Source organism: Streptomyces sp. NPDC005303 (assembly GCF_040607335.1).
Classification (GTDB): domain Bacteria; phylum Actinomycetota; class Actinomycetes; order Streptomycetales; family Streptomycetaceae; genus Streptomyces.
Map to the genome: position 1 here is coordinate 135,526 of NZ_JBEXGM010000022.1, position 11,188 is coordinate 146,713.

An 11,188-nucleotide genomic window follows, 5' to 3' on the forward strand; every position below is an offset into this window, starting at 1 on the left:
ACACGAAAGGCCCCCTGCTCCGATGCTGCGCGCTGTCGGTGCCGTGTGCCATAGTTGGCTTGTCCGGCAGGGCGTACCTTGTTGACCGCGATCGGGACCCAGGGAAGAACGGCACCCACCCCCCGACTCAGCCTCCTTGGGGCTGCGGCGCTCGATGGTGCAGGGGTCTGCCACCGATGGATGAGGTCCGGCAACGCGACCGGGTAGCCAAGATGCCAGAGGTTGAAAGCGCCACTTCTTCCCGAAGCCCCGCCATCACGGCGGGGCTTCGGCGTGACGTGACCCGCGCCACATCCCCCTACCGCCTGCTTCCTGGACGCCCGCATTCCGCCGACACTCGCGTCTCCAATCACGCGCAGCCCCGGGGGTGTTGGCCTTGCTCTGCCCGACATGCAGTTCGCCGAATATCCAGAAGCTCGACCTGTTCTGGAAGGCGCTCCCCGCCGAGTCGCCACTGCGAGGGAAGTACGCCCCGCCGGCTGAGGTGGCGTCGCAGGCGCTGATCGCGTTGGTGGCGACGCTGGCCGGGATCGGCGTGATGGTGAGCGGCGCGGTCCTGCTGGGGCTGCTGGTCGCGGTGGGCGGCATGGTCTTCGGCGCGGTCAACCATGCCGGAGTGGAACGGTATCGCGGGGAGTTGGCGGACTGGGCTGCGGCGAAACTCTGCCTCGCCTGCGAGGGATTGTTCTAGACACACGAAAGCCCCCGGCCGAAGTGGCCGGGGGCTTTGCTGTGCTCACTGTTCGCCAGCCTTGCCACCGTCCCAGTAGGCGCGGTCGTCGGCTGCTGCTTCCCGCACGCTGGGCCCGTTGCCGCTGGTGGCGGGGTTGTTCGAGGTTGTTCGCGCGGGTTGTTCGGCGTGCAGCAGTTCGTCGGCCGCGCTGGGATCAGGGCATTCGAGGCGGGAGCAGGTGACGTGTCCGCCGTCGCCGAGGAACAGGCTGGTCCATCCGCAGGCGGGGCAGCGGCCTCGCACCTCCTGGTAGGGCCGTTCGGCGAGGAGCTGGGCGACGGTACGGCAGGCCCGGTTGTGCTGTTCGACGAAGGTCGGTTCGGTGGGTCCGGGGATGGCGATGGCGTCCCAGAGGGCGTCGGCTTGCGGGACGGTGAGGCCGTGGTGGTCGGTCATTTGGTCCTCCGTGCTGCGCGTGCGGCGGCTCGTCTGGTGGCTCGGTTGGGTGGTGTCGGGTCGGGTGCGGTGTCGTCGACGTGCTGCTCGGTGCGGACGAGGTGCTGCTCCCAGGTGACGCCGGCGCGGGGGGTGTGTTCGCCTCGGGGTGTGCTCGATGGGCCGGTCATTGGCCGTTCCTGTCGTGGAGGCCGAGGGCGTGACGTACCCCGGGGAAGCGGTCGTTGGCGTAGGTCTGGCGCTGGATCTGGAAGTCGACGGGCAGTCCGGTGCGTTGGCGGGCGAGCTCCGAGAGGGCGGCACAGAGCAGGCTCCACAAGCCGTCGGGGAACTGGCCCGAGGCGATGGGCGGGAACAGTTGGTCGAATTCGTCGTCGGGGAGGATGAGGCGCACGTCGACGTCCCGCCAGGTTTTGCCGACGGCGGCTGTGCCGACGAGGTACGGGAGGTGCCCGAACGCGGCGTCGATTTCTCGGCCGAACGCGTCGAGGTGGAGGGCGGCGGGCATGCCGACGCCGACCATGGGCGTGGGTTGATTGGTCACTGGGCCTCCGAGGAGTTGTGCCATCCGCCGCAGCTGCCGCATTTGACGGGTTCGCGCCCGGGGTGCATGCCGGGGAGTTGGGCGAGGTTGGCGAGGTGCCGGCTGGTGTGGCGGGGTTTGCGGGTGGGGCAGGGTGTGGGGCGGATGGTGTTGGCGGGGTGGGGTAGCCACGCGCGGCGGGTCACGGCTGGGCGTCTTCGTCGGGGAGTGGTGCGACGATGACCCGCTCGGGCCCGACCATGTCGCAGAGTTCTTCGATCGGGTTGCGGTGCTGCCACTGCTCGTCAGCCAGCGAGGCGACGGGTAGTTCCGTGCCGTACTCGCGGCCTGCCCAGTCGATCCAGGCGAGGAGGTCCGCCTGGTCGGCATCCTCGGGCGGGGCGACGTCACGGAGCTGGGGGTGCTGCTCAAGGAGCGCGGGGGTGCAGGCGTCGGCGGCGCGCGGGAGTTGGTGGGTCATCAGGTTGTCGCCGGTCATGTGGTTGAGGAGGTCGTAGAGGCCGTCCATGTGGCGGCGGGAGAGGAGGCGACCGGTGGTCACGGTGAGGATGTCGTCGAGGGCGTAGGTGCGGGTGTTGGTCACGGCGGGTTCCTTCCTGTGGGCCCGGGGTTGGTGTCGCCCCGGGCAGACGGGCTACGGGCGGGCGGGCGCTGGTTCGTGGTCGACGCTGCCGAGTACCTCCTGGCAGGTGCAGCCGTCGACCGGAGACCACGACGGGCACACGCTGGTGATGCCCACGGGGTGCTGGCACGGCTCGTTCCAAGATTCCGCGTCGCAGCCGCACTTGTCGTTGTTGTGCCAGCTCGGCACGGGCTTCCGGCAGAGGTTGCAGACGAGGTACGGGTTCGCGAACTCGACGAAGACGTGGGTCCGCGTGTAGGTGCGGGTCATCGTCATGACGGGTCTCCCTGCTCGCCGGTGAAGGCGTCGGTGTCGAGCAGGTGGGTGACGCGGGCCATGAGGCGTTCGCCGAACTCTGGGCCGATGCGGTGGGCGACGGCGATGAGTTCGGAGACGAGTGCTGCGGCGCCGTCCTCGTTCATCAGGTAGAGGTTGCGGGCCCGCTCTGGTGTCTTGTTGATGCGGCCTTCGAGGAGCATCGCGAGGACGACGGATCCGCCGCTGGTCTCCATGAGGCAGACGTCGGTGCTGTCGAGGAGGACGGCGTTGGTGCCGTCGACGATGACGCTGTTGCGGTCGTGTGGTCCGCCGGGTCCGGCGATGTTGCCGCCGGTTTTGCGGGGGTCTCCGTTGGTTCGGCGGCCGGTCTTCTTGCTGCGGGTCATGCGGCGTCTTCCTTGTCGGTTCGGGCCCACGAGGGGCCGGGGTGGGGCGCCGGGTCGTGGTGACCCGGCGCCGGGGCGATCAGTGCTCGCTGGCGCGGCGGGTGTCGCGTCCTTCCTCGGGGCCGGGGTGCTGCCAGAGGGTGCCGTAGGGCTTGACCACGGCGACGAGCCCGACGGTGACGGGGTCGACGCAGCGGCGGTCTATGCCGTGGCGGCCGGTGCGGTGCTTGTCGGCGGCGCTGTCGGTGCTGAAAGTCCTGTGGCAGGCGGGGCAGTGTGCGCGGCCGAGTCCGGTCCACCAGGATCCGCAGGAGTGGGTGATGGCGTTCCAGGGTCGTTCGGTGGCGGGTTCGGCTGCGTCGGTTTCGGGAGCGAGGATGTCTGTCATGGATGGCCCTTCCGGGTGTAGAGGAAATTGATGGACGGCTTTGGGGGTTGAGTGCGGCCCGTTCTCGGTTCGAGGGCGCGGCACAGGCGTGTAGCTCTGGATCAGGCGGCGGCCCACGATGGCGTCTGTGACGGCCGGTACCGATCCCGGTGGACGTCGAGGGCGTGGACGGCCCGCGAGGCGGCGAGAGCACCCGCTACGGCCTCCCGTGCGGTCCTGCACGGCCATGCGACCGCCACCACCACCGCGTACAGGCCGAGCGTCGCCGTGGCCGCGCACAGCAGGATCCACGCGCACAACGCCCACCCGAGCGTGATCACCGTGTCGACGGCGTCAGCGATCACGACCTCGCCTCCTTCGCGGTTGCGGCGGCGGCGGCGTAGTCGAGGGCGCGCTGCTCGTCTTCGGCCCGGAACGCGGCGTGGAAGTAGTGCCCGGCGGGTGGGAACGTCCGGCCACTGTCGGGCCACTCGGCGAGTGCGGCGTCGGTCTCGTACTCGGCGGCGATCGTCTCCACGGAGAACCCGCAGGCGTTCAACTCGCGGTCAGTCACGGTCGGCTCCCTTGCACGTGACGGGCTCCTCGCTGCTGATGCGGTCGGTGAGGGGCAGCTCGAACGGTGTGCGTCCGCAGCAGGGGGTGAGGCCGGAGCCGTCGGGCGGGCAGCCGTGGACGGTCTCCTGTGTCTCGCCGGGCTGGGCCTGCACGGCAGCGGGTGCGTCGCGGTGCTCGGGCAGTCCCGACCACCAGCCCAGGTCCTTGCCGAGTTCGTCGAGGTCCTCGCCGGGGTGGTCTTCGACGAACCAGCCCCAGCAGGAACGGCACTTGCACCACTGGCGGGGCGCCGGGTCGGGGCTCTGTCGCGTCTCGGGAATGGGCCGGTCGGGGTTGCTGAGGCAGATGTCGGGGTTGATGCCGTCGCAGTTGCCGCACGCGTGCGTCGCGGGTTCCGGGGTGGCCTCGGCCGCCAACCGGCGCAGCTCGGCCCCGGCAGCATTCCAGCAGTCGGCAGTCCGATAGCGGGCGTCCGTGCCGCCCTTGACGAACGCGAGCGGGTCCTTGCGGGCGGCGGCCGTGAACTCGGCGGCGCGGGCGTCGAGGTGGTCGGCGGCTTCGGTGAGCACGGCTCGGGCGCTACGGTCGCGGGGGTCAGGCTGGCGGTTGATCATGCGGCAACTCCCTCACGAAGGCGAGCGGACCTCTGGCGGTCGCCCTCTCGCTTGCAGATCCGGCACTTCCGATGGCCGTTCGGCCGGACGTAGGTGTTCTCGGGTGTGTATGGATGGCCCTGCGGGCAGTGGGTCTTGACGGCGTTCAGGGCTGACGGGCTGGTGCCCCGCAAGACGTTCTCGTGGTGCGACACCGGTTCGAGGTGAGCCGGCGCGACGCAGCTCCGGTTCCGGCACAGGTGATCCAGTTCGGCCCCGTCGGGAATGGAGTCGGGCCCGTTGGCCCACATGAAGGACCAGCGGTGTGCGACGCCGTAGGTGCCGAACCGCCCGTATCCCTTGCGGTCTCTGAACCCGGTCCACTCAACGCACGGGGTTCCGTCATGTATGCGGTCGGTGGGTATGGCGCGGGCCCAGAAGTCCTGGGCAGTGAAACGCCTAGCCACGGTCTCCTCCAGGGGCGAAGGCGGGCAGTACCGCAAGCACCGCGTCGGCTCGCCCCAGGTACGTGTCCCGCTCATCCCGGTCGAGGTCGGCGTAGCGCGTAGCCCAGCCGGGGTGGTTGTGGCGGTACAGCGCTTCGGCGATGCGGTCGCGCAACGCCGCCCGGTCACGCGCGTCCGCCTCCAACTGCCGTCCGCAGCGCGCCCCCTTCAGCCACTCCCGGACATCCACCGTCGTCACCGGCTTCTGCTCCCGGTCGGCGATCACGCAGCATTCCTCGACGAACGCCAGCGCATCCTGAGCCCGGTACAGCTCGGTGCTGAGTTCGTCGGCGAGGTCGCGGGCCTCCTGTGCGGTCAGGTCGGGGGCGGCCGGGTCCTCGGGGATGCCGAGTGCTGCGTAGGCGGCGACGGCGATGTTGCGGGGGTCGTCGACGACGAGGCTGGTGCCCTCGGTCCGGCAGTGCTCCCACACGGCGGCGGCGATCGCCTCCAACTGCGGGTGACCGTCGATCCAGACAGCGGGCGGGGAGGTCAGGTCCGCAGACGGCGCCGCGCTGTCTTCGGCTTCGGCGCGGAGCCACGGCCACTCCCGGTACAACACCGCCAGCACCACGGCGGCGCGCGCCACATATACGGGCTCGACGTCCGCCTCACGGAGCGGGATCGACCAGCCGGGGTGGTCGTGGGCGTACAGGGCGGCGGCGAGTTCGTCGCGGAGCCCGGCACGGCGAGACGGGACGGACTCCGCAGGCGGCACCACAGCGGGCGCGTCCGGGTCATGCAGCCGCGCCTCCTCCGCCAGCCACGCGGGCCAGCCGTCCACCCCGTCGAAATAGTGCTGGCCGTACAAGCCGCCCGGCAGCAGCGGCAACTCCTTCCCATCCGCCCAGATCCGCCCGGCAACGTAGGCGTGGACGCGGCCAAGCTGACTGTCCGGGGCGGCGCGGTAGGTGAGCGTGATCTCGGACGGGGCGAGGACTCCCGGCCCGTACTGGTTCGGCACCTCGGGCAGACCTCGGGCGACGTAGTGCACGGATCGGGCGAGAGGGATGCGGTCGACGGCGGTGTCGGTCTGGTCGGTCATACGAACTCCAGGTGGGGTGTGGGAGGGTCGGAGCAGGCCCCGCCGATTCCGCCGGCGGGGCCAACCTGCGTCATGCGGTGAGCCACTGGCCCCACTTGCAGCCCGTGCACAGCCAGGCCGCGCCCTCGCCGACGTCGCTGCCGTAGCGCGGCTCGTAGACGACGGGGGCGCCACAGTCGGGGCACTTCTCGGGGCGGCCGTGCGGCTCCGGAGCGTCGTCCTGGACGGGCTCGGCGTGCGCCACAGCGTCATTCACCGCGTAGTCGCGGACCCGCCGCCAGCCGGCCGCCGTGTATGTGGCGAGGAGCCGGTCGACCATGGCCTGCCCGCCTTCAGCGTCTTCATGGTCGCCGCCGTCGACTCGGACGGTGTCGTTGTCGGTCCACAGGTCGATGGTGATCTCCTCGCCGTCGGGGTGGGCGAGTCGCCAGGTGTGCTGGACGTGGTCGTCGTGGTCGGTCATCGGTGCGCCTTTCGGGGTGGTGGTGTGCGGGCGGCGGGACGGGCGGGCGGTCAGGCGGTGGGGTCGTCGGTGTCGGGTGTGTGCTGCGCCTCGATCACGTGGGTGGTGGTGGCGCAGACGATGCGGAAGGCCTGCTTGTGGCCCCACTCGGCGACGGTCTCCGCGTAGTCCTTGTGGGCGTCGCCGCTGAGCTCGTCGTAGGGAGCGCTCCATCGGGTCCAGACATCGCCGCGGTCGTACCGGCGGCGCGCCTCGATGGTCCACGTGCGGGTGGTGGGGATCTCCGGGATGACGCCGAGGAGCGTCTGGCGGAGTTCGTACTGGGCGCCGAGGGCTTCGGTGCCGGGGTCGGGGCTGTTGAGGATGAGGTCGCCGAGGGCGTCGAGGGCGCGCCGGGCGGCGGCTTCGAGGCGGGCGGTGTCCGTCATGTTCGGTCTCCTTGTTGGACGGTGTGTCAGCAGTGGGCGGGGTACGGGTGGGACGGGCCCTCAAACAGGGCGGTTGACCAGGTCGAGGAGGACGTCTCCGTGGCACGGTTCGCCCTCGGGGCACCAGCAGGCGAGATCGCGCCCGGCGAGGAGAGCGCGGAACAGGCGCAGCGTGTCGGCCTGCTCGGGCTCGCCGATCCAGCGCGCGTAACGGTCTGCGGCCTCGGCGCGGGCGGCGGCGCTGGTGTCCCAGCGGCCGAGCTTGCGGCCCTTGTACTCGACGGCCCACATGTCCAGGAGTCCGCCTCGCCGGGATGCGGCGGGGGCGAGTACGAACGGGTTGCCGAAGCGGGTGGGTCGGCCGATGTAGACGGCGCCGAGCGGGCTGGTGGTGTGGTCTGCGAGGCGCCAGCCTTTGGTGCGTTTGCGCTGGATGCGTTGTGGTGTGGTCATTTGGTGCTCCGGTGGGTGGGGTGGGTGGCGGGGTGGTCACGCGGCGGCGGGAAGTTGGGCGGTCGCCTCGACTCCGGCTGCGGCGCGGATGACGGCGACGGCGACGGCGACGGCGAGAGCGTTGCCGACGATCAAGTAGCGCTGGCCGGCCCGGCCGTGGAACACGAGGTCCGGGCGGAAACCCTGCAGCGCGGCGCATTCCTCGACGGTGGGGCGCAGGTGCGGGATGCCGGTGCGGTCCCGCCACAGCGGAGTACCGATCACCCGCTTCATCGCCTGCCGGGTGCCGTTGCCGAACGGCTCCGCTCCCCCGGTCGCGGTGCCGCCGCCAGTCACGGTCGGTGCCGGCCGCTGCGTGTAGCCCCAGCCGACGACATCGGCCATCGCCACGTGCGGCGGCTGGCCGAGCCCCCCATGGGTCGGTGCGGGCAGAAGCACGTCGCGCACCCGGGAGGCGGCGAGGACCGCACGCGGCCTTCGCTGGCCCGCCCCGTGATCGGCCGCATCAACGACACCGGTCGCGACGCTGTAGCCCCACCGGCGCAGGATCCCGGCGTACAGCTCCCAGACCGGCAGCACCGACGGCACCTGCTCCAGGCAGATCCACTCCGGCATCAGGTCGTAGTGCCAGCGCATCGGCTCGGCGGTGAGAATCGACCGCGGGTCCTGACAGGCGGCACCCAGGGCGGACCGGGTGTCCTTGCCGCGGGACAAGTCTTCGATCGCCTGCAGCACCAGCGGCAGATCGTGCGCGCCCTTGCCGTTGCCGGACTTGGAGAACGGCGGGCACGGCGGCGAGTCGATCGACCCGGTGACGCGGCCCTTGAACGGCCATGTCGGGTACGCGGTGACGTCGCAGTTGACCGTCCTGTGCCCGGCGGCGATCCGGGTGCGGCAGGCGGCCCAGTCCAGCTCAAAGCCGACGTCCCGCAAGCCGAGCTGGCGGAGCGCTTCGGACCAGCCGATGCCGGCGAAACCGTGGCGGATCACGCGGCGTCTCCTTGCCGGTGGTGGTGGACGGAGGCAGGGGCGGCCGGTCGGTGTTCGGCGGGCAGGTCGGCGTCGCAGTAGAAGCCGATGGTCAGGTGCATGCCGTGGTCCTCGACGACCCGCCACACCGCGGTTTCGGTGCATGGCGGACGGCCGTCCTGCTGGCGGAAGTGGTTGCTGGTGCAGTCCGCCAGGTCGGTGAAGTCGGGCAGCACCCAGCCGGTCGGATCGTGGCGGACGTGGACGACGGGCTTGCGGCGGGCCGGCTTACGCACCGGCGCCAACGGCCGCGGCGTGTACGCGGCAAGCAGCCGGTCGTAGTGCTCGCCCGCCTCCGCCAGCGCCCGGCACGTCGAGTCGCAGCCGGTATCGCCGGACCGGGCCAGCCGCATCAGGTGCAGGTGGCCGTGCAGCTCCTCCGCCGACGACCACGGCATGTCCCGCGGGGTGCGGACCGTGCGGGTACACGGCCGGAAGATCCGGCCCGCGAACAAGGTCAGCCGGTTCGTGAAGTCGTCCCGCCGCTTCGACTGCGTCCACAGCCAGCGGGCAAACGTCGGCTTCAGCGCGACCACCGGCAGGCGCCCGTCGTCGGGGCAGCCGTGCGCGTACAGGCGGCCATCCGTGCGGATACGGATCTCGTCGTCGCAGTCCCCGCACAGGGCGAGATGCGGCAGCGGGACGGGGGTTGGGGTGGTGGTGTGGGCGGGCCAGGTGGTGAGCTCGGCGGTCACGCGGCTTCTCCCTGCTGGGGTCGGTGGGTGGCGCGGCTGGCCGGATTGCCGCCGCACTTCGCGCAGGTGCACACGTCCGGGGGCGGAGTCGGGCCCGTCGCGGCGGTCATGCGGCAGACCGCCAGCGGTAGACGGTGCGCTCGGTGACGCCGAGGATCCGGGCCACCTCTGCGGCAGGAAGGCCATGCGCGCTGAGCCCGCGGCCGACCATGACCCTTTCGAGGCGCGTGAGGCCCTGCGCGGGCCGCTGCTCGGCTATGAGCATCTGGACATCGGAGTCGTCGGCGGCGCTCCACTCGGTGAAGTTGGGGTCGCCGTGGCGGCGGATCCGGATCTCGTGCCGGTTGCAGATCCGTCGGCGGAGGCGCGGCGGCTCAGTGCAGTCGTCGATGCGGCAGTTGCGGGTCACGCCGCCTCCTCAAGCTCGGCGGCCGTCTCCTGCGGCTGACGCAGGCGTCGTTCGGCCTCGGCCACGAGGGCGAGGAGTGCAGGCCGGCAGCGGGCGGTGTTCATGGCCCCGGTGCAGTCGGTGGAGGGCGGGATGTAGCCGTTCCACTTGTCGGGCGTGGAGAAGCCGATCGGCGGCTGGGCAAGCTTGGCCGCGATGTCCGGGTAGCGCAGGACGAGGCCGCGGCGGTGGGCGGCGGCACGCTGCGCCTCACCCATGTGGAACTTGATGAACTTGCCAAGTTCTCCGTCGGCTTTGAGGCCCTTGACGTCGTCGTAGGTCAGCGGGGAGATCATGCCGCCATCCCCTTCCGGCGGTCGTCGCCCTTGAGGGCGACGCGCTCGCACATTTCGGTGAGGCGGGAGGCGATGCGCTCGCCGAGGACGTCACGCAGCTGCGTGGGGGGCACGTTGCTGGTGAAGATGCTCGGCTTGCACTGCTCGTACCGGTTGTTGATCAGCCGGTAGGTGACCTCTTCGGTCCACTCGGTGAGCTTCGCGGCACCAAGGTCGTCAACGAACAGGACGTCCGTGCCGACGATGCTTTCAAAGGTGGCTTCGCTGTCCCGGCCGGCACGGGGCCGCAGTTGGGCGTAGAAGTCGGCGGCCGTGTGGGCGGCCCAGCTGGCGCGGGAGCCGGTTTCGGCGATGGCCCGCAGCACCGAGTAGGCGTAGTGCGTCTTGCCGGTACCGGTCGGGCCAACGACGAGCAGGGACCGGGTTTCCTCGGAGTTGGTGGTCACGGCTTGGGCCCAAGCCCTCGCTACCGGGTTGGGCTGGGCGCCGATGTAGCGCCGCGGCACCTTCTTCTCGAAGAAGGCGATGGCCTTCTGCCGCTGCTCCTCGGCGCAGGCCAGGAAGTGCTGGCGGATGAACTGGACTTCGGCCGGCTGGAGGCTGGCGAGGTCGGTTTTGCCGGCGAGGCATGCCTCGATCCGGGCTGCGCCGTCGCGGTCTCCGTCGTGCTTGACGAGGAAGTCGGTGAGGTCGGGGTGGACGTAGCGGCCGGGCGGGACACCGAGTGCGGCGAGGTCGATTCCTCGGCGCGGCTGGCTGGGCGAGGCCCAGGGGTCGGTCATCGAGGCTCCTTAGATGAGGGGTTCGTCGTAGACGGACTGGTCGTCGGGGTTCTGGAAGGGCTGCCAGCCGCCGGACACGGCACGGAGCTGAGGCCTGCCAGAGGGCTGCGGGGCGGGAGCGAACTTGTCGTTGTAGCGGCGCTCTCGGATCCAGTTGTCGGACTGCTTGATGAAGCGGAACTCCTGGCCTGCCATCTCGCGGGCATAGGCGAGCGCGGCGGTGCTGATCCTGGTTGGGTCCTCGCCGTTGACGACGGCCTCGGTCCAGGCTTCGAGGGTCCGGTCGTAGTTCTTGCTCTTCGGGTGGTTGTGCCAGAAGCGGCCGAACTCAAGCTTTTCTTCGGCGGTGATCTCGCGAGCCAGGGCGGACGAAGAAGCTTCTTCTTCTACGTGGTTCCTGTGGTGTTGTTTATGGGGTCCGGATTCCGGACCCCTAGGGGTCTCGTTTTCGGACCCCTGGGGTGGGGGGTCGCCGCCCCCAAACCAAAACAAACACCATTCCGAAAACTCGCAAACAGAGAGCGGAAAAGCGCGGGAGTGTTGTCTT

General features: G+C 70.5%; 21 protein-coding genes. 1 reads left to right on the forward strand and 20 read right to left on the reverse strand.

Annotated elements, in window-relative coordinates:
• The first annotated feature begins 376 nt into the window (after positions 1-376).
• The gene (locus ABZT93_RS27640; protein ID WP_356109627.1) at positions 377-691 is read left to right on the forward strand and encodes a hypothetical protein; all 315 of its coding nucleotides are present in this window, start codon (positions 377-379) and stop codon (positions 689-691) included.
• A gap of 45 nt (positions 692-736) precedes the next feature.
• On the opposite strand, the gene ABZT93_RS27645 is transcribed toward ABZT93_RS27640, so the two are convergent.
• The 20 genes from ABZT93_RS27645 to ABZT93_RS27740 all read right to left on the reverse strand — a co-directional run.
• The gene (locus ABZT93_RS27645) at positions 737-1,129 is read right to left on the reverse strand and encodes a DUF6085 family protein (RefSeq protein ID WP_356109629.1); all 393 of its coding nucleotides are present in this window, start codon (positions 1,127-1,129) and stop codon (positions 737-739) included.
• A gap of 166 nt (positions 1,130-1,295) precedes the next feature.
• The gene (locus ABZT93_RS27650; RefSeq protein ID WP_356109632.1) at positions 1,296-1,673 is read right to left on the reverse strand and encodes a hypothetical protein; all 378 of its coding nucleotides are present in this window, start codon (positions 1,671-1,673) and stop codon (positions 1,296-1,298) included.
• A gap of 181 nt (positions 1,674-1,854) precedes the next feature.
• Positions 1,855-2,256, reverse strand: coding sequence for a hypothetical protein (locus tag ABZT93_RS27655; protein WP_356109635.1), 402 nt, complete (start codon positions 2,254-2,256; stop codon positions 1,855-1,857).
• 51 nt (positions 2,257-2,307) lie between these two features.
• Entirely contained in the window at positions 2,308-2,571 is a 264-nt protein-coding gene (locus ABZT93_RS27660) for a hypothetical protein (protein WP_356109637.1), read from the reverse strand.
• Positions 2,568-2,960: a hypothetical protein gene (locus ABZT93_RS27665; RefSeq protein ID WP_356109639.1), complete on the reverse strand. Its 393-nt coding sequence runs from the start codon at positions 2,958-2,960 to the stop codon at positions 2,568-2,570. Before ABZT93_RS27665 ends, ABZT93_RS27660 begins: the two co-directional genes overlap by 4 nt.
• Before the next feature lie 79 nt (positions 2,961-3,039).
• Complete coding sequence (locus tag ABZT93_RS27670) at positions 3,040-3,348, reverse strand: hypothetical protein (RefSeq protein WP_356109642.1); 309 nt, start codon at positions 3,346-3,348, stop codon at positions 3,040-3,042.
• Between the two features lie 101 nt (positions 3,349-3,449).
• On the reverse strand, positions 3,450-3,692 hold the full coding sequence (locus ABZT93_RS27675) for a hypothetical protein (protein WP_356109645.1): 243 nt from the start codon (positions 3,690-3,692) through the stop codon (positions 3,450-3,452).
• Positions 3,689-3,901, reverse strand: a complete 213-nt coding sequence (locus tag ABZT93_RS27680) for a hypothetical protein (RefSeq protein ID WP_356109647.1) — start codon at positions 3,899-3,901, stop codon at positions 3,689-3,691. Before ABZT93_RS27680 ends, ABZT93_RS27675 begins: the two co-directional genes overlap by 4 nt.
• A complete protein-coding gene (locus tag ABZT93_RS27685) occupies positions 3,894-4,517 on the reverse strand; it encodes a hypothetical protein (protein ID WP_356109650.1) in 624 nt (207 codons plus the stop codon). Before ABZT93_RS27685 ends, ABZT93_RS27680 begins: the two co-directional genes overlap by 8 nt.
• Positions 4,514-5,038 carry an HNH endonuclease signature motif containing protein gene (locus tag ABZT93_RS27690; RefSeq protein ID WP_356109652.1) on the reverse strand — a complete coding sequence of 175 codons (525 nt, stop codon included), beginning with the start codon at positions 5,036-5,038 and terminating at the stop codon, positions 4,514-4,516. Before ABZT93_RS27690 ends, ABZT93_RS27685 begins: the two co-directional genes overlap by 4 nt.
• Positions 4,956-6,047 carry a hypothetical protein gene (locus tag ABZT93_RS27695; RefSeq protein WP_356109655.1) on the reverse strand — a complete coding sequence of 364 codons (1,092 nt, stop codon included), beginning with the start codon at positions 6,045-6,047 and terminating at the stop codon, positions 4,956-4,958. Before ABZT93_RS27695 ends, ABZT93_RS27690 begins: the two co-directional genes overlap by 83 nt.
• 70 nt (positions 6,048-6,117) lie before the next feature.
• Positions 6,118-6,510 (reverse strand): hypothetical protein, encoded by a 393-nt coding sequence (locus ABZT93_RS27700; RefSeq protein ID WP_356109656.1) that lies wholly within the window; start codon positions 6,508-6,510, stop codon positions 6,118-6,120.
• 50 nt (positions 6,511-6,560) lie between these two features.
• Positions 6,561-6,938: a hypothetical protein gene (locus ABZT93_RS27705; protein WP_356109659.1), complete on the reverse strand. Its 378-nt coding sequence runs from the start codon at positions 6,936-6,938 to the stop codon at positions 6,561-6,563.
• Positions 6,939-6,998: 60 nt separating this feature from the next.
• On the reverse strand, positions 6,999-7,391 hold the full coding sequence (locus ABZT93_RS27710; RefSeq protein WP_356109661.1) for a DUF4326 domain-containing protein: 393 nt from the start codon (positions 7,389-7,391) through the stop codon (positions 6,999-7,001).
• A 36-nt stretch (positions 7,392-7,427) separates the two neighbouring features.
• Positions 7,428-8,381, reverse strand: coding sequence for a DNA cytosine methyltransferase (locus tag ABZT93_RS27715; RefSeq protein ID WP_356109664.1), 954 nt, complete (start codon positions 8,379-8,381; stop codon positions 7,428-7,430).
• Positions 8,378-9,115 (reverse strand): hypothetical protein, encoded by a 738-nt coding sequence (locus ABZT93_RS27720; protein ID WP_356109666.1) that lies wholly within the window; start codon positions 9,113-9,115, stop codon positions 8,378-8,380. The genes ABZT93_RS27715 and ABZT93_RS27720 overlap by 4 nt, the downstream gene beginning before the upstream one ends.
• A 106-nt stretch (positions 9,116-9,221) precedes the next feature.
• A complete protein-coding gene (locus ABZT93_RS27725; RefSeq protein ID WP_356109669.1) occupies positions 9,222-9,524 on the reverse strand; it encodes a helix-turn-helix domain-containing protein in 303 nt (100 codons plus the stop codon).
• The gene (locus ABZT93_RS27730) at positions 9,521-9,859 is read right to left on the reverse strand and encodes a hypothetical protein (protein ID WP_356109672.1); all 339 of its coding nucleotides are present in this window, start codon (positions 9,857-9,859) and stop codon (positions 9,521-9,523) included. Before ABZT93_RS27730 ends, ABZT93_RS27725 begins: the two co-directional genes overlap by 4 nt.
• A complete protein-coding gene (locus ABZT93_RS27735) occupies positions 9,856-10,641 on the reverse strand; it encodes an ATP-binding protein (protein WP_356109674.1) in 786 nt (261 codons plus the stop codon). Before ABZT93_RS27735 ends, ABZT93_RS27730 begins: the two co-directional genes overlap by 4 nt.
• Positions 10,642-10,650: 9 nt before the next feature.
• On the reverse strand, positions 10,651-11,188 hold a 538-nt coding region (locus tag ABZT93_RS27740; protein WP_356109676.1), incomplete at its 5' end, for a hypothetical protein.